This window comes from Pseudomonas sp. ES4 (assembly GCF_050586665.1).
GTDB classification, from domain to species: domain Bacteria; phylum Pseudomonadota; class Gammaproteobacteria; order Pseudomonadales; family Pseudomonadaceae; genus Aquipseudomonas; species Aquipseudomonas frederiksbergensis.
Window position 1 is genome coordinate 378,196 of record NZ_JBOBDO010000001.1, and the last position, 20,293, is coordinate 398,488.

Sequence of the window (20,293 nt, forward strand, 5' to 3'; positions counted from 1 at the left end):
CCGCCCTGTAAATTAGACGGCGGATCTTACTGAATAGTGCGTACTTTGACAAGTCAAAGGCAGCCGGATACAGACGCTTTCGGGGGCTCGGGTCGGCGCGTCCGTTCAACGGCAAGATTCTTCGGCGGCGGCGCATCACTTCCACTGCAGAAAGAGGTGCGCAATTATGCAGATTGCGAAAAATAATTCAACCTGCTTTTATGATTGTTTTGCCCAAGGAGCACCCGATGGACTATCGCCAGCTAGGCCGAACCAATCTGAACGTGAGTGCAATCTGCCTCGGCACCATGACCTGGGGCGAGCAAAACAGCGAGACTGAAGCCTTCGCCCAGATTGAACGGGCCAAGAGTGCCGGGATCAATTTCATCGATACTGCCGAGATGTACCCGGTGCCGCCCAAGGCCGAAACCTACGCCACCACCGAGCGCTACATCGGCAATTACTTCAAAAGCCGTGGTGATCGCGCCGACTGGATCCTGGCCAGCAAGATCGCCGGCCCCGGCAACACCATCGACTACATCCGCGACAAAAACCTGCGACACAACCGCCAGCACATCACCGAAGCCGTGGACGCCAGCCTCAAGCGCTTGCAGACCGACTACATCGACCTCTACCAGCTGCATTGGCCGGAACGCAGCACCAATTTCTTCGGCCAACTCGGCTACAAACACCAGACCGAAGCCAACCTCACGCCGCTGGAGGACACCCTCGAAGCGCTGGACGAACAGGTCAAGGCCGGCAAGATCCGCCACATCGGCCTGTCCAATGAAACGCCATGGGGCACCATGCGCTTCCTCGCCCTGGCCGAAGCCCGTGGCTGGCCGCGCGCCGTGTCGATCCAGAACCCGTACAATCTGCTCAACCGCAGCTTCGAAGTCGGCCTGGCGGAAATCGCTATCCGCGAACAGTGCGGCCTACTCGCCTATTCGCCGCTGGCGTTCGGTTTCCTGTCGGGCAAGTACGAAGGGGGCGCGCGTCCGCCGAAAGGTCGCCTGAGCCTCTACAGCCGCTTCAGCCGCTATTTCAACCCGCAGTCGGAAGCCGCGTGCAGTCGTTATGTGGCACTGGCGCGTGAACATGGCCTGGACCCGGCGCAAATGGCGTTGGCGTTTGTCACGCAGCAACCCTTTGTGACCAGCAACATCATTGGCGCGACCACTATGGAGCAGCTTGAAAGCAACCTTGCCAGCTTCGATCTGAAACTTTCCGATGAAGTGCTGGAGGGGATTGAGGCGATTCACAAGGATCACCCGAACCCGGCTCCTTGATCGATAACTAAAAAGCCTTCGCGAGCAAGCCCGCGCCCACACTCGATCGCGTATCTCTAAGAGAACTCGGTCTAGTGTGGGAGCGAGCCTGCTCGCGATAGCGGCCTGACAGTCGCTGCAAATCAAAGCGACCGCGCAATAATCTCCTTCATGATCTCGTTGGTCCCCGCATAAATCCGCTGTACCCGCGCATCCGCCCACGCCCGGGCGATCGGGTATTCCCACATGAAACCGTAACCGCCATGCAACTGCACGCACTCGTCGAGCACCTTGCATTGCAGGTCTGTGCCCCAGTATTTGGCCATCGCCGCGGTCGGCACGTCGAGCTTGCCTTGCAAGTGCAACTCCAGACAGCGATCGACGAAGACCCGACCGATCTGAATCTCGGTCGCCATTTCCGCCAGTTTGAAGCGGGTGTTCTGGAAGTCGGCGATTGCCTTGCCGAATGCCTTGCGCTCGCGGGTGTAATCCAGCGTCCATTGCAACGCAGCTTCAGCCGAAGCAAGCCCGCCGATGGCCACGGTAAGACGCTCTTGAGGCAATTCCTGCATCAGGTACGCGAAGCCCATCCCGGCCTGCCCCAACAGGTTTTCCTTGGGCACCCGAACATCCTGGAAGAACAGTTCCGAAGTGTCCTGGGCCTTCATGCCGACTTTTTCCAGGCGTTTGCCCTTGGCGAAGCCCGGGGTGTTGGCCTCCACCAGAAACAGGCTGGTGCCTTTTGCACCAGCTTTCGGATCGGTCTTGGCCACGACAATCACCAGGTCAGCGAGAAACCCGTTGGTGATGAAGGTCTTCGAACCGTTGATCACATACTCGTCGCCATCAAGCACCGCGGTGGTTTTCACCCCTTGCAGGTCGGAACCGGCACCCGGCTCGGTCATGGCAATCGCCGTGACCATTTCGCCAGACACCAGTTTCGGCAGGTATTTGTGTTTCAGCGCTTCACTGCCGTAATGCAGGATGTAAGGCGCGACGATGTCCGAATGCAGGGAAAAACCGATACCTGTCAGGCCGAGACGACCGATCTCTTCGATCACCACCGCGCTATAGAGAAAGTCAGCACCCAGGCCACCGTATTCTTCCGGCAGATGCGAACAGAGCATCCCCGCCTCCCCTGCCTTGTTCCAGAGTTTGCGGTCGATAAAGCCTTGTTTTTCCCATTGCCCATGGAGCGGCACGGCCTCTTTTTCGAGGAACGTTCGTACGCTGTCGCGAAAAAGTTCGTGCTCGGAACTGAACAAGGTTCTGGGGATCATGCGGCACCTGTCGTTATTGTTAGCCGGAATTGATCCTCAAAGACTATGCCTCGCCTCCGGCACAGGACACTGGACACATGCGACAAAAAATAAGACGATCCAGCCGTCTGGTGACCACTTTCCCCTATAAGAATAAAGTTGAATTATGTCTAACCAAGTCTCCACGCCCTTGCGGCGCGTCAGCATCCTGGCTATCGACCGGGTTTTCGCTTCCACCCTCATGCAAGCCAAGGATTTTTTCCACCTGGCCAGCCTGCGTTACGGCAAACAACTGGGCCAAGGCCTGACTCCGGCATTCGAAACCCGCCTGGTCAGCCCCGACGGCAAACCGGTGAACAGCTTCAGTGACGTGATCATGCCGGTGGATGGCGGCCTGGAAAACGCCGACATCATTGTCCTTCCAGCCTTCTGGGACGATTTCGACACGCTTTGCCAACGTTATCCACAAGTCCTACCCTGGCTGCGTCAGCAACATGCTCGCGGCGCAGTGCTGTGCGGCGAAGCCACCGGGGTGTTCTGGCTGGCCGAGGCAGGACTGCTCGACGGCAAGGAGGCGACCACTTACTGGCGCTTCTTCAATGCGTTTGCCGAACGCTTCCCACGGGTTCAGCTCAATCAGGACAAGCACCTGACCGACGCCGACAACCTGTATTGCGCGGGCGGCACCACTTCGGCCTGCGACCTTTACATCTACCTGATCGAACGCTTCTGCGGCGCCAACGTCTCCCAGGCCGTGGCGCGGGACATTCTTTATGAAGTGCAGCGCAGCTACTCGCCGGGACGAATCGGTTTCGGCGGTCAGAAGCTGCACCAGGATGTGATCATCCTGCAGATCCAGCACTGGCTCGAAGAACACTTCGCCGACAAATTCCGCTTCGAAGACGTGGCTCGCGAACACGGCATGAGCATCCGCAATTTCATGCGGCGCTTCCAGACCGCCACCGGCGACAAGCCGTTGCATTACCTGCAACGACTGCGCATCGAAACCGCCAAGGGCCTGCTGTCCGGCAGCCGCAAGAGCATCAAGACCATCAGCTATGAAGTCGGCTATGACGATGCAAGTTTCTTTGCGCGCCTGTTCCGCCAGCACACCGAGCTCTCGCCGAACCAGTATCGGCAGCAGTTTCAACAAGCAGCCTAACGGTTGATACAGGCGCCGCCACGTAATTGCCAAGCGGCGCCTGCTTGCGAATTAAACTGCCTGTACCAACTGTGTTTAAAGATAACGATAAAGTGATTATTTCCCTTACATGAAAAACGGAATGCAGAGCACCGGACAAGTCCTTTGTACTCTTGCGAGCTGCTTTCTCGAATCGCCAATATATTCTTCCCGCCAACTGAACCGCACTTCAGGGAAGATCAATAATGACTACGGACATCACTCCCCAACCTCTTTCATGTAACGACAACACCGACAATCTCCAGACTAAAAAGAACTGGGCAGGTCGATTCCCCAATCCACCGGACTTGTGCTTTGACTACCGGGCGTTAATCGAACAGGAACATGGCGTCGCAAAGGCAACCAATCCAACGCATAAAATATGCATCATCGGCGCAGGTGTTACCGGACTGACTGCCGCCCGGGAACTTTACCGTTGCGGTTTTACCGACGTGACACTGATAGAACAATCGACACGCATCGGCGGCAGACACCTGACCGTCCATGGCCGCCATTCAATAAAAGAAAGTCACACTCCTTTCGAGATGGGCGCCATGCGCTTGCCATTCTTCAATAGGGAAAACGAACCACCTAAAGAGGGTCGATCGCTGATGGCTTATTACGCCAAGGCATTTGACCTGGCGCTATCGGATTTCCCCAACCCGGGAAGCCAGTGGGTGAGTTCGACAGGCATCTATCTACAGGAAGGCAGCCTAGGTGGTCGTGCGGATCCGCACATGTTGATCTGGACGAACAAAGACGGCTTGACCCCTCCACCCGACGAGGCGCTGCAAACGGTTTATGCCAAGTGGAAAACCTTTGCCGCCAGGATGACTCGCCAGGTTGCGCCGATCTACGCCACGCCGGAATGGGAAGCTGTCTGGGCGGCAATCGTCGAAAGATACGAGCGTGTTTCGTTTCGCGAGCTGGTCTGTATGCCGGTGCTGGACACCTGGGATAAAGACAAACCTGGGGATTTTGGCGGAGTCGGAATGACCTTGCACGAATCAACCCTGTTCTATTCGATAGGCATCGGCGACGGTAGTTGGGGCGCTTTTTATGACGTGTGCGCGCTCTACCCGCTGCGCACCGCCATTTTCGGATTCAGCACCCGCCTGCAACTCGTTCACGGCCGGGTCGATTCGTGCGGCGAACCGCTTCCCGCGCCTTACTTGCACAGCGATGCTGTTCTCGACGCGAAGGGCCTGCCTTTCGACAGTCCGCGCTACATCGGTCTTGCGGCGCTGGACGAATGCTTGCTGTTCATGAACACCGACAGCGCGCACAAGTCGTTCTACGAACATTGCCTTGAAAGGGGCGACGGTTTTTTCACCGATTCTTCCGTCAACAAACTGAAGAAACTGGACGATCAAAAAATACGCGTCTACTACACGTGGAAATTCAGCCAGCCCTGTCAATCGCAGGAACTGTTCAATGATTTTGACGCGGTCATCATGACCCTGCCTTCATGGCTGATCGAAACGGGTGTCCGGCTCGAAAACTTCAATCAGCACATGTTGCCGTTCGCAATGATCAACGCTTACAAAACAGCGCACTGGGAAACCAGCTGCAAAGTGTATGCGCCGTTAAGTAAGTCATTCCTTTCGAGTAACACCAGAATCCCCCAAGCCATTGTGACCGACAGTTTCATTCATGACGTTTACAGCTATCGCTACAACGAGAATTATCCATACGACTGCATATTATTAAGTTACACATGGGAGGATGACGCCACCAAACTGGCGTTGTTCAACGACCAGGAACTGGTGGCGAAGTGCGTAGAGGAACTCGACCGGATATTGATGAATTGCGCCAATATCCAGGAGAGGATTTCTCCCTATATTCAAACTGAACAAGCGTTGGTCCAACGCTGGATGACGGACAGAAACGCCTTGGGCTGCGCCAAGCTATACAGGCCCGGCACTTATTACGACGCAGTGAGCCTGATGAAGTACAACCGGGATTTCTCACATCTGTCCGGCCTGTATTTTTGCGGAGAATCGTTTTCGGTCGATGCCGGCTGGACAGAGCCCTGTTTTCGCGGCGCCGTGGATGCGGTGATTCATATCTGCAATAAAACCGCAGCGGTGTTCAATGGCGGATTCTGCATGAGCGACTACCCGCAATACCGCATCCGCACCTGAGACCTTGCCCGAACCAATGCGCCTGCGCGTTGGTTCTGCCTGCGTAAAACCGCTCTATTACGCCATCTTGCGCCCCGGCAGGGAAACCCGGGCGCTCTGCCCTGCGCGATCTTCGGACACGGACTACAGCTCAAACGGAAGCCGCTGACTTACGCAAAAACGCCATTTCAACTCTTAATAAACACGCAATTAAACAGCGTGAATAACAATAAAAAGAGGTCATCCCGAATGAGCGAGCCAACAAGTCCTGTTCGTGTAGCAGTTGTGCAATTCGACCCACAAGTCGGCATGGAAAAACGTGCAGGTAATTTGCGTCATGGTCTGGAACTGGCACTGGAGGCGGTAAATGGCGGTGCCAATCTCATCGTGCTGCCCGAGCTTTCCAGCACAGGTTATTTCTTCAGCAACCGGCAGGACGCGTTCGACCATTCGGAGGCCATTCCCGACGGACCGAGTGTGAAAATCTGGATGGACTTCGCCCGCAACCACAAAGTCTACCTGGTCGCCGGATTACCTGAGCGTGACGGCATGCGGCTGTTCAACACCGGCGTTCTGGTCGGGCCTGACGGTTTTATCGGCAAGTATCGCAAAGCCCATTTGTGGAATCTGGAGAAGCTGTGGTTCACGCCAGGCGACCTGGGCTTTCCGGTGTTTGATACGCCTATTGGTCGTATCGGCCTGTTGATCTGCTGGGATATCTGGTTCCCGGAAGTGCCGCGAATCCTGACTCAGCAAGGCGCGGACATCATTTGCAGCCTGAACAACTGGGTATGGACACCGCCACCGCTGTTCGACGAGGCCGGCAAGTGCATGGCGTCGTACCTGACCATGACCGCCGCACACGTCAACAATGTGTTTATCGCCGCCGCCAGCCGGATCGGCGAAGAACGAGGAGCCCGTTATCTGGGCTGCTCACTGATTGCCGGTACGAATGGCTGGCCGATTGGCGCCGTGGCGTCAGCGGACCAGGAACAAATCCTGTTTGCCGATATCGACCTGACCAGCTCCCGAAGCGCGCCCATCTGGAACAATTTGAACGATCTGCATCGCGATCGTCGCGCCGATCTCTACGATCAGATGCTCGGTTACACCCAGCACCCTTGCCTGCCGCGCTGACAAGGGGGCTAACCGATGAACATCACAATCGAAAAAAACCGGCCTGGCGCCAGATCGCCACTGGATCTTGCGATCATCCTGCTGATGATCGGCACGGCACTGCTGATTTTCTGGCTTTCATTCACCCACCGTTCCGTCTGGGAAGCGCATTGGCCAAGCTACAGCGACATGGTCTCGAAGCTTCCCGAACCGGCTGCGTGGTTGCGCTGGGTGCTGGGCGACATCAGCGAGGTGGCGTTCTACAAGCACGAGTTCGCCTCTATCGGGTTGTTGGCCGGCGCCTATCTGGCCTACTGGGCGAATCGCACGGGAAAAACCTGGCAAGGTTTTGCCATTTCCTATGGGACTGGATTGTGGCCGTGGCTGGTGACCAGTTCGTTGCTTGGACTGTTGCTGAGCAACCTGCTGTGGGGCTGGACGGTCACCGCAACCAGTTGGCAACCGACGTTTGCCGCGTTTGTTTCGCTGCCCGCGGCGATGGTGCTGATGTTTGGTGGTGGCTGGAAGGTCACGATCAATGGCGCATTCATGGGTGCCGTGCTGGTCACGCCGACGTGCCTGCTGTTCGTCAACTACGTGTGCAATCCCCTGGGCTTGCCTGTCGTCATCGGCAATGTCTTGGGCATGGCAGTCGCCAGCGTCTTCGCTTTTGTGCTTTGCCGTTACCTGCCAAGCCTGGTGAAGTCCGAGCCCTGCGAGAAGCCATCCGCCCCTTCGCCCGCAACCGTCAATACCAAAACGCCCGACTACGGGGTGATCTGGAGCTTGCGCCGGGTGCTGGCCGATTTTTCGGAAGCGCCGTTCTTTGGCAATGAGCTGGCCAGCCTCGGCCTGTTGCTGGGTGTATTGCTGGCTTACACCTGGAATCCGATGAGCCCGGTATACGGCTCGGGCCTGCTGCCCCAATTGATCGGTGCCCAGGCGTTGACCTCAGCGCTGGGGGTGGTGATCTGGCGTCGGCAATGGATGTCACGCGGCTGGTATCCCACTTACGTTCCATTGGTGTCCGTGGTGCCGGCGGCCGTTCTGACGTATGGCGGCAGTTGGCAGGTGATCCTCTCGAGCGCACTGCTGGGCGCACTGATTGCACCGCCCCTGGCTTGCGCCATTGCCCAGCGAGTGCCTGCGTACATGCATGCCTACATCGGTAATGTCCTGTCCATGGCCATCAGCACTTTGCTGATCATTCCGATTATCGGACTGCTGATCGCCAACTGATGCACGCTGCCAGCCGGCTGTATCCGGGCTCGAAGCCGGATACAGCCACTTCTCATTACAAACAAGCGAGGTATCACATGGACCTGCCCCAACTGGCCATAGCCGCGCTCGGCGGCACCGTGAGCATGCAAGCCCGGAACGCTGGCGAAGGTGTTGTCCCGACCGTCAGCGGCGAAACCCTGCTGGCGTCGGTACCGGAGCTGACGGCACTGGCCCGGGTCAACGTCGAAACGCTCGGGTTACTGCCCAGTGCCTCACTGGATTTCGAGTTTTTGCTGAGTGTCCTTTCCTGGGCCAACTTTCAGATCAAGCAAGGTGCCGTCGGGGTTGTGATTACCCAAGGCACGGACACCCTTGAAGAAACGGCCGCGTTTTTTGATTACTTGTGGGAGCACGACGAACCGCTGGTCGTGACCGGCGCCATGCGTTCGGCGGCGCAGGCAGGGGCTGATGGTCCGGCGAATCTGCTGGATGCTTGCCGGGTTGCACTGGCTGAAAACAGTCGACTGCGAGGCGTTCAGGTGGTCATGAACGGGCAGATTCACGCGGCATGCCGCGTGCGTAAAACCGATTCGCTGGCATTGCAGGCGTTTTCCTCTCCAGCCTTTGGTCCCTGCGGAATGCTTGTGGAAAACATCACCCGCTATTTGCGCCCACCAACCCCGCGAACGGTTTTACCTTTGCCGCAACAGACGACGCAGAAGGTTGCGATGCTGGAGGCGTCGCTCTCTGCCGACACGCTGTTACTGGAGAACATCCTTGAACTGGGCTATGACGGGCTGGTGCTCGGCGGTTTCGGTGCCGGACATGTTTCGCAGAGTTGGGCGGATGTTATCGAAAAGATCGCCAGGAAAATCCCGGTGATCGTTGCAACCCGGACCGGTTCCGGGTCCACCGCGCAATCTTCCTACGGCTTTATTGGCGGCGAGATGGACTTGATCCGCAAAGGTGTATCGATGGCTGGATTTCTTTGCCCGCGTAAAGCTCGGGTCTTGCTGTGGTTGCTGATCGGCTGCCAGCGGCAAGATGAACTGGCCAGCTTCCTCCTGGAAGACTGATACAACTACCTGTAGCAGCGAGTGGGGATCAGCACATCTACAAAAAAGGCCTGCAGATGCAGACCTTTTTCATTTTCCCAAATCCTACGGCTTGTGGGCCCGGGACAGGAATTCGTGGGATTGCATTTCCAGCAGGCGACTCAGGGTGCGCTGGAACTCGAAGTTCAGTCGACCGCCGGTGTAGAGGTCCTTGAGCTCGACTTCAGCGGAAATGATCAGCTTCACGTTACGGTCGTAGAACTCGTCGACCATGTTGATAAAGCGCCGGGCGATGTCGTCGGTGGTGACGCTCATTTGCTCGACACCGCTGAGCAACACGGCGTGGAAGATCTTGCCGAGTTCGATGTAATCGTTCTGGCTGCGCGGGCCGTCGCAGAGTTCGCGGAAGTCGAACCAGGCCACGTCATCGCACGTGCGCAAGGCGCGGATTTCGCGGTTCTCGATCATCAGCACATCGTTCTCGATGGCTGCCGTGCATTCCGGCGTCAGGGCGCGGAAGCTCTTGCGCAGGCTTTCGTGGGACGCATCATCCAGCGGGAAGTGGAACAGCTCCGCTTGCTCGAGGTGACGCAGACGGTAATCGACGCCGCTGTCGACGTTGACGATCTCGGTGTGCTGCTTGATCAGCGCAATCGCTGGCAGGAAGCGCGCACGTTGCAGTCCATCTTTGTACAGACCGTCCGGCACGATGTTCGACGTCGCGACCAGGGTCACGCCGTTCTTGAACAGCTCTTCCATCAGCGTGCCAAGAATCATCGCGTCGGTGATGTCGGAGACGAAGAATTCATCGAAACAAATCACTCGCGACTCGTCAGAGAAACGCTTGGCGATGATGGTCAGCGGGTTTTTCTCGCCACCCAGGGTCTTCATCTCTTCATGCACGCGCTTCATGAAGCGGTGGAAGTGAGTGCGGGTCTTTTCCTTGAACGGCAGCGCTTCGAAGAAGGTGTCGACCAGATAGGTCTTGCCGCGACCAACGCCGCCCCAAAAGTACAGGCCCTTGATCGGTGCCGCGTCTTTTTTGCCAAACAGTTTGCCGAACAGGCCCGGCTTGCTCTGCGAGGCCGCGACCAGATCGTCGTACAGGCGCTGCAAATGGCGCACCGCAGTTTCCTGCGCGGCGTCATGGAAGAATTCCGGGCGTTTCAGATCAGCTTGATATCGTTCTAGGGGCGTCATAATTCGTTAGCAAGGCAACAAAAACGGGCCGTCACTGTAGCGACGGCCCGTGGGAATGGCAATCAGCCCTTGGTCGGGCCGAGCCGCTGATTTATTCCTGTACCGGCGTCAGAGCCACTCGCAGGGTCTCGATGGCAGCATCGCGGGCGGCGCTGTCAGCAAAGGCCGGGCTGTCGGCAACGCACTCGCCTTCGAGCCAGACGCTGAAGCTCAGGTCTTCGCTGCGCACGTCCAATGGCTGGCCCGATTGCAGTTGCTTGGTCACTTGCCCTGCGGTTTTACCGTCGGCGAAGTTGCGCGACAGCAGCAGTTGTTCGCCGTCGGCCGCCAGCAGACGGAAGCGGAAACTGCCATCGTCTTCACGGAAACTGACGAAACGCGCGGCTTTCGCAGCTTTCTTCTTGGTCGTCGCCGCGACCTGGGTCTGAGCGACGAAAGAACGCAGGCCAACCGCTTCACGCAGTTCGTGAAGGAACGGTGTCGCCACCGAACGAGCCTTTTTGGCGCCGAGCTGCAGCATGTCTTCCAGGTCCGCCGGACGTTCGATCAACTGGTGATAACGCTCGCGGGATTCGCCCAATTCGCTGTCGAGCAACTGGAACAGACGATTCTTCGCCTCACCCCAACCCAGGCCCTGCAACAATTCGCTGCGGAATTCCTCGGACTGCGCCGGGGTGGCGAAGGCCTGGAACAAGGTGAACAGGTGCGAGTTATCCGGATCTTTCGCCTCGCCCGGCGCGCGGGAGTCGGTGACGATCCGCGAAATCGCGTCCTTCATTTCCTTGGCGCTGCTGAACAACGGAATGGTGTTGTCGTAGCTCTTGGACATCTTGCGACCGTCGAGGCCTGGCAGCGTGGCGACGCTTTCTTCGATCAGCGCCTCGGGCATGGTGAAGAATTCTTTGCCCTGGCCGAACAGGTGGTTGAAGCGCTGGCCGATGTCACGGGCCATTTCCACGTGCTGGATCTGGTCACGACCGACCGGCACCTTGTGGGCGTTGAACATCAGAATGTCCGCGGCCATCAGCACCGGGTAGCTGTACAGACCCATGGTGATGCCGGCGTCCGGGTCTTCGCCGGTTTCGACATTCTTGTCCACCGAAGCCTTGTAGGCGTGGGCGCGGTTGAGCAGGCCCTTGGCGGCAACGCAGGTCAGCAGCCAGGTCAGCTCGGGGATTTCCGGGATGTCGGACTGGCGATAGAAGGTTACGCGGTCCACATCCAGGCCACCGGCCAGCCAGGTCGCGGCGATTTCCAGACGCGAGCGCTGGATGCGCAGCGGGTCATCGCATTTGATCAGGGCGTGGTAGTCGGCCAGGAAGTAGAACGAATCGGCATTGCTGTCACGGCTGGCGATGATCGCCGGGCGGATCGCGCCGGCGTAGTTGCCCAGGTGCGGCGTGCCGGTGGTGGTGATGCCGGTGAGGATACGGGTACGAGTCGTCATGGGTAATCGCTTGTCAGACTGCAATCAATTCGAAAGACGCGGCAGGATCAGATCCTTGAGATCGGTCAGCTTGCCATGAAAAAAGTGTCCGCATTCTGCCACTTTCAGCAGCTCATGGGGGCGCTCGAGTTTCGAGGACCAGTCGTAAACGAGCTGCGGATCGATGACTTCGTCGGTTTCCGGCTGGATCAGCGTCAGTTCGCCTTGCTGCGGCAGTTGATCCTGATCGCCCAGGCGCATCACCGCAGGCGCAACCATGAACAGGTGATTGAGCGGCTCACCCTTGGCTTCCAGACGTCCGCCGAGACTGGCTGCAACAAAACCGCCGAAGGAGAAGCCGAACAGCGTCAGCGGCAACTCGGGGTGTTTGGCCCGCAACCATTCGGCAACGGCCTGGGCGTCGTCGACTTCGCCGGTGCCCATGTCGTGGGTGCCTTCGCTGGCACCGACGCCACGGTAGTTGAACCGCAAAGTAATCAAACCGGCATCGCGGGCGGTGCGCTGCAAGGTCGAGACGACTTTGTTGAGCATGGTGCCGCCCTGCACCGGGTTTGGATGGCAAATCAGCGCCACGCCGCGGGGCTGCTCGTTTTCCAGGTAAAGTGCTTCCAGTTGACCCACCGGGCCATCAATCACTACAGGGGTTTCGCGCATAAGCAAGGAAGGAACTCCGTGACCTCGAATCGGGTCGACTCGTCTAGCAAATTGTCTGTGCCAATCTATTGCGAGTGAATCGCGGTATACAGCGCAGGTTCGAGCCGTTAACGTAAAGCAAAGCCGTTTATAGAGGAAGGACTCGTGGAACACTCGCTCTTAGTTTGGTTGTTACCGACTCTTGCCCTGGTTGTGGGTGTCGCCATTGGTTTCCTGATCGCTCGCCTGGTGCCGAATGCCGCGCCTAGCAGCACGCAACGTCAGCTGGATGACATTCAGGAACGTTTCGACAGTTATCAGAACGAGGTGGTTACCCACTTCAACAGCACTGCAACACTGGTCAAGAAGCTGACTCAGAGCTATCAGGAAGTGCAGGATCACCTCGCCGAGGGTGCCAACCGCCTGGCCCTGGACGAGCAAACCCGCCAACGCCTGCTGGCTTCGCTGCACGCCGATGCGGCAGCCGCCCCACGGGAACGCCTGACGCCGCCGCGTAATCAGGAGCCGCCTCGCGACTACGCCCCCAAAGCCCCGAACGCGCCGGGCATGCTCGATGAGCATTACGGCCTGAAGAAGTAATCAGGTTTCGCGCGACATGAAAAAGCCCTCGGACAAGTGATTGTCCGAGGGCTTTTTTGTTGCTGATGGTTTAGTTGCCAGTTCGGGCCTCTTCGCGAGCAAGCCCGCTCCCACATTTGGAATGCACTCCCCTGTGGGAGCGGGCTTGCTCGCGAAGAGGCCCTGACTGACGGCACAAAAAAGCCCGCCCGATCTGTTGAGGATCGAGCGGGCTTTTTTACGCCTGGGGTTCAGTCAGACGCTTATGGATACTGCTGAACCGTACCTTGCTGTTGCTGACCACCATACTGCTGACCCGGAATCGCCTTCAGGTTGACCTCGACCCGGCGGTTCTGCGCCCGGCCATTGGCGTCGCCGTTGCTGGCAATCGGGTTATCCGGCCCGGCGCCGCGAGCCGACAGGTTGGCACCGCTCACGCCCTGGGACGTCAGGTAAGTCGCCACGCTCTGGGCCCGACGCTGGGACAGGTCCATGTTGTGCTGCCGGCTGCCGGTGCTGTCGGTGTAGCCGACGATCTCGATCTGGTTCTGGCTGAACTCTTTGAGCGAGCCCGCCAGGTTGTTCAACGGCTGATAGAAACCCGAGGCGATGTTCGCCGAATCGGTGGCGAAGGTGATGTTACCCGGCATGATCAGTTTGATCTGATCACCCTGGCGCTGCACTTCCACCCCTGTGTTGGCCATGCTGGCCCGCAGCTTTTTCTCTTGCTGGTCGGCGTAATACCCGTAACCGGCGGCGGAAGCACCGACCACCGCGGCGCCAATCAGCGCGCCCTTGCCACGGTTATCGTGACTGATCGCGGCACCGGCCAAAGCACCGGCCAGAGCGCCGAGGCCACCGTATTTAGCGGTTTTGCTCATGCCCGTGGAACCACCGTCGGCCTGGCCCTGGTTGTCGTAAGGGTTAGGCGAGGCGCAGCCAGACAGCAAGGCCACAGCCGTAGCGACAATAATCAAACGCTGCTTGGTGAACATGTAGAGCTCCTACTTTTTTTGCATTCTGTGGTGCAACGGACAAGGCATTAAACCTTTGCGGGCGTTGGATCGTTTCAGCGGACAAAAATTCCGTCCGTAACAATTAAGCCCGTACAAAAGGATTCTCGCGCATTTCATCGCCAAGACGTGTGTCCGGACCATGCCCGGTCACCACCGTCGCCTCTTCATCGAGGGTGTACAGCCGCTGCTTGATCGACCGCACGATGGTCGCCTGATCGCCACCCCACAAATCCGTGCGCCCTACCCCGCGACGAAACAACGTGTCACCGGCAATCAGCAGCTTAGCTTCTGAAAACCAAAAGCTCATGGAGCCCGGCGTATGACCCGGCGTGTGCAACGCCACGCCACAGCCGCAGGCCAGTTCTTCATCATCGGCCAACCAGCGATCCGGCGGCGGAACCGGGGTGTAGGGCACACCGAACATCTGGCATTGCATCTCCAGGTTGTCCCACAGAAATTGATCTTCTTTATGCAGGTGCAGGGTAGCACCGGTTTTTTCCTTCAACTGACCGGAAGCCAGAAAGTGGTCGAGGTGAGCATGGGTGTGAATGATGCTGACCACCTTCAGGCCCAATGCGTCGAGCCGCGCGAGGATCAGTTCGTGGTTACCGCCCGGATCGACCACGATGGCCTTTTTGGTGATCGGATCGCCGATGATCGTGCAGTTGCACTGCAAGGGGCCGACGGGGAAGGTTTCGCGGATGAGGGCAGTATTGGGGGTTTGCATGGGTTAAATCCTGGTGCCAGGGCTGGGTACTGCGGTTGTGATCCGCAAAATTGATAGGTTATCCTCGCGCCGCGCCAGTTTTGAAACAAGACGGCAGGAAGCCAATGCCTGGTTCAAACGACTCTTGAAGCGTTTTTTCTAACGCTCAGCCCAAAAAGGATAATCCCATGCAAGAAGACTATCTCCTTCATCAGGACATTAAAGGTATCGAAGCCTGGGCACAGGTCTGAACCATGCCTGAGATCCCGATAGACTTCAGCTGTAAAACGACCTGCGCTTTTGTGGCAGGACGCTCGCACCTCAAGACGCAAACCTCTTGCCAGGACTATGTCGCGGCCAGAGAGTCCAACGAGGTGACCTGCATTTCATTGGCCCATGGGGCCGGCTCCCGAGCCAGCTCTGCAATCGGCGCCCAGGTAGCGGTCACGGCGACCCTGGCCTTTGTCTGCAAAAACTTTGAAAGCCTCTGGCAAAACATGGACAAACACAACGCGAAGGCAGCCCAGCGTCTGGTTAATCGCTGCCTCGATGCGTTCAGGCGTAAATCTGCAAAACTTGGCGGCGAGATCAATGACCTGGCCTGCAACTTGTCATTCGTCGCTTACTCACGAGGCCGCTACCTGGCAGGCCACTTGGGCGATGGCGTTATCGCAAGCGCTGATGCGGACGGACAACTTCAGGCCCTTTCTCATCCGGAAAACGGCGAGCTCGCCAACACCGCCCTGTTTCTGACTGACCATAAAGCGGCGTCGCGACTCAGGTTGTACCGTGGGCCAATCGAAGCCACGACTGGCTTCGCGATCATGAGCGAAGGCAGCGCAGAAAGCCTCTATGAAAAATCCAGCGGCGTCCCCGCCCCGGCGCTTCAAAAGCTACTGGAGTTGAATGCAACGCTGCCCAGAAAAAAAATGAAGGAAGTGCTGGCTGACAACCTGCAACAGTCCATTGCCAGTAAAACCGAAAATGACTGCTCCCTGGGCTTACTGTCGATCCTGAAGCCCTGAATCGACGTGAGGCAAACGCCCCGGAGTGACTGCCTCCGAGGAGAAATGACCGAAACCTCTGATCGCAAGGCCCACCTTGTGCCAGAGGTCTTTAATCGGTGATTACTGCAATACACCCAACTCTTTCGCCCTGGCGACCGCCTGCGTGCGCCGTTCAACCCCAAGCTTGCTGTTGATATGGCTGGCATGGGTTTTCACCGTGTGCAGCGAAATAAACAACTGATCGCTGATTTCCTGATTCGAACAGCCTTGGGCAATCAGTCGCAGGACGGCCATTTCCCGCGTACTGAGTTGTTCCGCTGCGGCGGATGACTCCGCCGGACGGGCTGACACTGCCGGAAGCTGCTCTGAAAGGCTCTGCGAAACGGGCGTCGGCACACCGAGTTGAAGTTGGGTACGCAGCCAGTCCGGATGTTCAGCCAACAACCGGTCAAACGGTTGCAGCGCTCCACCGACCGCCGCTTCCAGCGCCTGACCCAGGGCCTTGCGGGCCTCGGGTTCACGCCCATTCCCAAGCAATAACGTCACTTTTTGAGTCAGCGCCATCACGCTGAGCAGCTGCCTGCCGGTTTGCTGCCCATGCTCAAGCAACGCGTTCAATCGTCCTTCGGCCAGCATCGGCTGCCCCTGAATGACCTCCAGCAAGGCCTGTTGCAACTCGATATGCAGCGGTAGTTGCGGATGGAACTCTGGAGGGGCTGCCGCGTGTTCGCCGTTGTAGGTCTGCCCCAAGCGAGCGAGCCAGGCTTCGGCCAGGTCGGTGCGCCCCTGCGATAGCCAGAGTTCGCATTTGACCAGGGTAATCATCGCCAGGTAGTAGATCGGCGGCACATCCCAGATGTGCATCAGGCGCTCGGCTTCGGCAAGTTCGGCGAAGGCTTTGGCGAATTCGCCGCTGCTGCCCTCAAGCCTGGCGATCACGCAGTGACCGATCAATACGCTGATGTCCCGACAGGCGCGTGCCTCATTCAAACCGGCTTGCAAGCGTGCCCGCGCAGCTTGGGGCTGCAAGCGCAGGGCTAGCAAAAAGCCTTCGTACAGAATCAGTCGGGCGCGCACGGCATAAAGTCGTTGCGGGGATAACGGTTGCAGCCGTTGCAGCCCCTGGCGCACCTCATCCAGTGCACGCAGGATTTCCCCTCGCGCTTGCAGTACGCGAGCGCGATCGTAATGGGCCAGCGCTTCGAACAGTGGGTTGCCGACCCGTTGCGCCAACTCCAGAGATTCTCGGTTCAACTCGCGGGCACGCCACAAGTCGCCGTCGGCAATGGCCAGGTTGGACAGGGTCGAGAGGCACATCAGGCGTTGCCCGTAGCGTTTAGCGGGCAGGCTCTCCTGCGCTTCGGTGCAATAGCGCAGCGTCAACTCACGATTGCCGCGCCCGCGAGCAATGATCCCGCTCAGGGCCAGCCATTGCGCCAGCATGGATTTCTGCGCAGTGGCCGATGGGGCCGGCAGGAAGCGGCTCAAATGACTGACCAACTCCTCGGCGGCGTCCAGTTGACAAGCCAGCCCCAAGGCCCAGCTGTACAGCACAATCAGCCGTGGGGTGCTGATCAGCAGGCTGTCGGGCAAATCCATTTTCCAGCGCAGCAACATGCCGACGTTCTGTTCGGCCAGCAATTGTTCTTCGGAGAGGTTCTGCACCAGGTTCGCCGCGACGTCCAGGTGCCCGGCACGCAGCGCCTGCTCCACCGCCTCGTCGAGCAGCCCTTGGGCATTGAACCAGCGACAGGCGCGCAGGTGCAGGCTGGCCGCCGGCACCATCGCTTGAGCGGTAGGCCGGGTGCGCAACAGGTCGGAAAACAAATGGTGGTAGCGATACCAGTGACCGTTTTCATCCAGTGGCACCAGGAACACCTGGTGGGCCAGCAGAAAACGCAGGATCTCGGCACTGTCATGGGCTTCGCGAACGGCATCGCACAGTTCGCTGCAAAAGCGCTCCTGAGGGGCGGTGTCGTAAAGGAACGACTGCACCTCGGCAGGCAGACAATCGATGACTTCTTCCAGCAGATAATCGCGGATCAGCCCTTCCCCGCCATGCAAGGTCTGCGGCAAAGCCCCCTGGGAGCCTGCTTCAGACGCCGCCAACAGCCAGAAACGCAACCCGGCAACCCAGCCTTCGCTGCGCTGGATGAGGCTTTCCAGCGCTTCGCCGCGCAAGGAACTGCTGTGCCGATCGAGCAGGGTCAAGGCTTCATCGTGAGTCAGGCGCAAGTCCTGTTCATTCAACTCGAGCAATTGCCGCGACAGCCGCAGGCGCGCCAGATGCCAGTCCGGCCGCTGTCGACTGGTGACCATCACCAGTAAACCGTCAGGCAAGTGATTGAGGAAAAATTGCAGGCAGCGATCGAGAACCGGACCCTGTGCCAGATGGTAGTCATCCAGCACCAACAGCAGGGGCGTATTCGTTGACAGGTGCACGGCCAACTCATCGAGCAAACCGTCCAGCCATTCCTCAAAGGCAAACGGCTGGTGCCGCTGCCGCATTTTCAGCAGCCCCAGGGACTGGCTGCCCAGTTGCGGAAAAAAGTCCTGGAGGCCTTCGAGCATCCGCTCAAGAAAACGTCCGGGATCGCTGTCTCGCGGACTTAACCCCAGCCACAGACTTTGCCAGTGAGCCGGCAAGCCCTGACAGAACTCCACCGCCAACGAACTCTTGCCAAACCCTGCCGGAGCGCTGACCAGCAACAACCTGCCGCCGAGGCCCGCACTCAGGCGCTCGCACAGACGAGGTCGCAGGACATGGCCATCAGGCAACGGAGGCCGAAAAAAACGCCCGTCCAGTGCCGCGACGGCAACGCTTGCAGGGCCCGGGGGTGGGGACAGATCAGTCATGGCCGGCTCTTGTTTGAAATGCTGTTGGCGGCGTTGCAGATGTCCGCAGCCTAGCGGTAAACGAAGAGGGAATGAAGGTTATTGCTACAAATGGCTACAAAAAGAATACAAGCAATGCCTGATCTGAACTCACCTTGTAGCAGCTGTCGAGCCTGCGAGGCTCGACAGCTGCTACAAGGAATTGTTATGGCCGTAAAAAAAACGCCCCGAACCAGTCGGGGCGTTTTTCGAGGATGCGGCCTCTGTTCAGGGCAGCTTAGCGAACACCATCCTGGCGCAGCGCGGCCGGGGTGAAGTCGCTGGTAGTGGCGGTGAAGCCAAAGTCGTACGCCGATTTCTCTTCGTTCTTCATGCCCAGCGCCAGGTAGCGGCCCGATTGCAGGTCGTACAAGGTTTCCAGGGTGTACCACGGCACTTGGACGTTGTAGTAGTTCTGGGAGTGAGCTTCCGCCACACGCCACAGTTGATTACGACCGTCGTAGTGGTCGATCACCGCTGCTTGCCAGGTGTCTTCGTCGATGTAGAAGTCACGCTTGGCATAGATGTGACGCTGACCTTCCTTCAAGGTAGCCACCACATGCCAGACCCGGCGCAGCTCGTAACGAGTCAGGTCCTGGTTGATGTGACCGGCCTTGATGATGTCGTCGTACTTGAGTTGCGGCGAGTCGAGTTTGTAGGCGTCGGAGGCGATGTACATCTCTTTCTTGCCTTCGAGTTTCCAGTCGTAACGATCCGGCGCACCGTTGTACATGTCCAGATTGTCGGAGGTACGCAGGCCGTCGGCTGCAGTACCCGGCCCGTCATAGGACACTTGTGGTGCGCGACGCACACGACGCTGACCGGCGTTGTAGACCCACGCCGAACGTGGCTCTTTCACCTGGTCGAGGGTTTCGTGCACCAGCAGCACACCACCGGCCAGACGTGCCGGCGCGGTCACTTTCTGCTTGAAGTAGAACAGGATGTTGCCCGGGTTCGCTGGATCGTAATCCTTCATCTTGTCGCGGAATACGAACTGGTCCTGGAAGTACACCAGGCTGTACGAGCCGTTCGGCTGCGGTGTGGCCTGGGTCACCAGACGGGTCACGCTGCCACCGCGATAACGGGTGATGTGGTTCCAGATGACTTCGACGCCGGTCTTCGGAATCGGGAATGGAATGGCGGTTTCGAAGTTCTCCAGACCGTTGCCGCCGGACACCAGGTTAGTGGACGTGGCGTTTTTCTTGATGGAGGCAAACACGGCATCCGGCACGGTCGCGCCGCGATGGGACGGGTAGACCGGCATTTTGAAGGTTTCCGGGTAGCGCTTGAACATCGCGTACTGGCCCGGTGCGAGTTTGTCCTTGTACTGGTCGACATTCTGCGCGGTGATGGTGAACAGTGGCTTTTCACTGGCGAACGGGTCGGACAGGAAACCTTTGCTGTCGGCGGTGCCGGCGTTTTTCGCCATCGGCTTCCAGGCCGGGATCGATCCGTCGGCGTTACCCGCCATTTCGGCGCCCATCGGCGTCAGGCTCTTGCCCAGTTTGTCCGCTTCGGCCGCAGGGACCGCCGCCATGACGCCGGTCGCCAGCAGCGAAAGCCCCAGAACACCGACGTGGAACAGACTCTTTGTTATTTTCATAGGTGTGTTCGTCCTGATAATGCAGTG

General features: G+C 58.4%; 16 protein-coding genes. 8 read left to right on the forward strand and 8 right to left on the reverse strand.

Annotation, left to right across the window (positions count from 1 at the left end):
- The first annotated feature begins 227 nt into the window (after positions 1-227).
- A complete protein-coding gene (locus ACQ4OB_RS01670) occupies positions 228-1,268 on the forward strand; it encodes an NADP(H)-dependent aldo-keto reductase (protein ID WP_074880116.1) in 1,041 nt (346 codons plus the stop codon).
- Between the two features lie 122 nt (positions 1,269-1,390).
- On the opposite strand, the gene ACQ4OB_RS01675 is transcribed toward ACQ4OB_RS01670, so the two are convergent.
- The gene (locus tag ACQ4OB_RS01675; protein ID WP_074880118.1) at positions 1,391-2,527 is read right to left on the reverse strand and encodes an acyl-CoA dehydrogenase family protein; all 1,137 of its coding nucleotides are present in this window, start codon (positions 2,525-2,527) and stop codon (positions 1,391-1,393) included.
- A 244-nt stretch (positions 2,528-2,771) separates the two neighbouring features.
- Here ACQ4OB_RS01675 and ACQ4OB_RS01680 point away from each other — a divergent pair, with 244 nt between their 5' ends.
- The 5 genes from ACQ4OB_RS01680 to ACQ4OB_RS01700 all read left to right on the forward strand — a co-directional run bounded on the left by ACQ4OB_RS01680 (position 2,772) and on the right by ACQ4OB_RS01700 (position 9,222).
- Positions 2,772-3,668: a GlxA family transcriptional regulator gene (locus ACQ4OB_RS01680; RefSeq protein ID WP_173860460.1), complete on the forward strand. Its 897-nt coding sequence runs from the start codon at positions 2,772-2,774 to the stop codon at positions 3,666-3,668.
- A 224-nt stretch (positions 3,669-3,892) separates the two neighbouring features.
- The gene (locus tag ACQ4OB_RS01685) at positions 3,893-5,830 is read left to right on the forward strand and encodes a flavin monoamine oxidase family protein (RefSeq protein WP_430955004.1); all 1,938 of its coding nucleotides are present in this window, start codon (positions 3,893-3,895) and stop codon (positions 5,828-5,830) included.
- Positions 5,831-6,058: 228 nt separating this feature from the next.
- Positions 6,059-6,946 (forward strand): nitrilase family protein, encoded by an 888-nt coding sequence (locus ACQ4OB_RS01690; RefSeq protein WP_076029827.1) that lies wholly within the window; start codon positions 6,059-6,061, stop codon positions 6,944-6,946.
- A gap of 15 nt (positions 6,947-6,961) precedes the next feature.
- On the forward strand, positions 6,962-8,164 hold the full coding sequence (locus tag ACQ4OB_RS01695) for a hypothetical protein (protein ID WP_430955005.1): 1,203 nt from the start codon (positions 6,962-6,964) through the stop codon (positions 8,162-8,164).
- 77 nt (positions 8,165-8,241) lie between these two features.
- Positions 8,242-9,222, forward strand: coding sequence for an asparaginase (locus ACQ4OB_RS01700; RefSeq protein ID WP_430955006.1), 981 nt, complete (start codon positions 8,242-8,244; stop codon positions 9,220-9,222).
- Positions 9,223-9,306: 84 nt separating this feature from the next.
- Here ACQ4OB_RS01700 and zapE read toward each other — a convergent pair whose 3' ends face one another.
- The 3 genes from zapE to ACQ4OB_RS01715 form a co-directional block, all read right to left on the reverse strand.
- Positions 9,307-10,401, reverse strand: a complete 1,095-nt coding sequence (gene zapE, locus ACQ4OB_RS01705; RefSeq protein ID WP_074880131.1) for a cell division protein ZapE — start codon at positions 10,399-10,401, stop codon at positions 9,307-9,309.
- A gap of 91 nt (positions 10,402-10,492) precedes the next feature.
- Positions 10,493-11,848 carry a tryptophan--tRNA ligase gene (locus ACQ4OB_RS01710; RefSeq protein ID WP_430955007.1) on the reverse strand — a complete coding sequence of 452 codons (1,356 nt, stop codon included), beginning with the start codon at positions 11,846-11,848 and terminating at the stop codon, positions 10,493-10,495.
- Between the two features lie 24 nt (positions 11,849-11,872).
- The gene (locus tag ACQ4OB_RS01715) at positions 11,873-12,502 is read right to left on the reverse strand and encodes an alpha/beta hydrolase (RefSeq protein ID WP_074880135.1); all 630 of its coding nucleotides are present in this window, start codon (positions 12,500-12,502) and stop codon (positions 11,873-11,875) included.
- A 144-nt stretch (positions 12,503-12,646) separates the two neighbouring features.
- Between ACQ4OB_RS01715 and ACQ4OB_RS01720 the strand changes: the two genes are divergently transcribed.
- Positions 12,647-13,081 carry a YhcB family protein gene (locus tag ACQ4OB_RS01720; RefSeq protein WP_008155956.1) on the forward strand — a complete coding sequence of 145 codons (435 nt, stop codon included), beginning with the start codon at positions 12,647-12,649 and terminating at the stop codon, positions 13,079-13,081.
- A 242-nt stretch (positions 13,082-13,323) separates the two neighbouring features.
- On the opposite strand, the gene ACQ4OB_RS01725 is transcribed toward ACQ4OB_RS01720, so the two are convergent.
- Both ACQ4OB_RS01725 and ACQ4OB_RS01730 read right to left on the reverse strand, forming a co-directional pair.
- Complete coding sequence (locus tag ACQ4OB_RS01725; RefSeq protein WP_076029822.1) at positions 13,324-14,055, reverse strand: OmpA family protein; 732 nt, start codon at positions 14,053-14,055, stop codon at positions 13,324-13,326.
- Positions 14,056-14,158: 103 nt separating this feature from the next.
- On the reverse strand, positions 14,159-14,803 hold the full coding sequence (locus tag ACQ4OB_RS01730; RefSeq protein ID WP_046048274.1) for an MBL fold metallo-hydrolase: 645 nt from the start codon (positions 14,801-14,803) through the stop codon (positions 14,159-14,161).
- Positions 14,804-15,036: 233 nt separating this feature from the next.
- Between ACQ4OB_RS01730 and ACQ4OB_RS01735 the strand changes: the two genes are divergently transcribed.
- The gene (locus ACQ4OB_RS01735) at positions 15,037-15,807 is read left to right on the forward strand and encodes a PP2C family serine/threonine-protein phosphatase (protein ID WP_430955008.1); all 771 of its coding nucleotides are present in this window, start codon (positions 15,037-15,039) and stop codon (positions 15,805-15,807) included.
- 102 nt (positions 15,808-15,909) lie between these two features.
- Here ACQ4OB_RS01735 and ACQ4OB_RS01740 read toward each other — a convergent pair whose 3' ends face one another.
- Both ACQ4OB_RS01740 and ACQ4OB_RS01745 read right to left on the reverse strand, forming a co-directional pair.
- Complete coding sequence (locus ACQ4OB_RS01740; protein WP_430955009.1) at positions 15,910-18,645, reverse strand: LuxR C-terminal-related transcriptional regulator; 2,736 nt, start codon at positions 18,643-18,645, stop codon at positions 15,910-15,912.
- 256 nt (positions 18,646-18,901) lie between these two features.
- Positions 18,902-20,266, reverse strand: a complete 1,365-nt coding sequence (locus ACQ4OB_RS01745) for a DUF1329 domain-containing protein (RefSeq protein WP_074880145.1) — start codon at positions 20,264-20,266, stop codon at positions 18,902-18,904.
- Between the last annotated feature and the right edge of the window lie 27 nt (positions 20,267-20,293).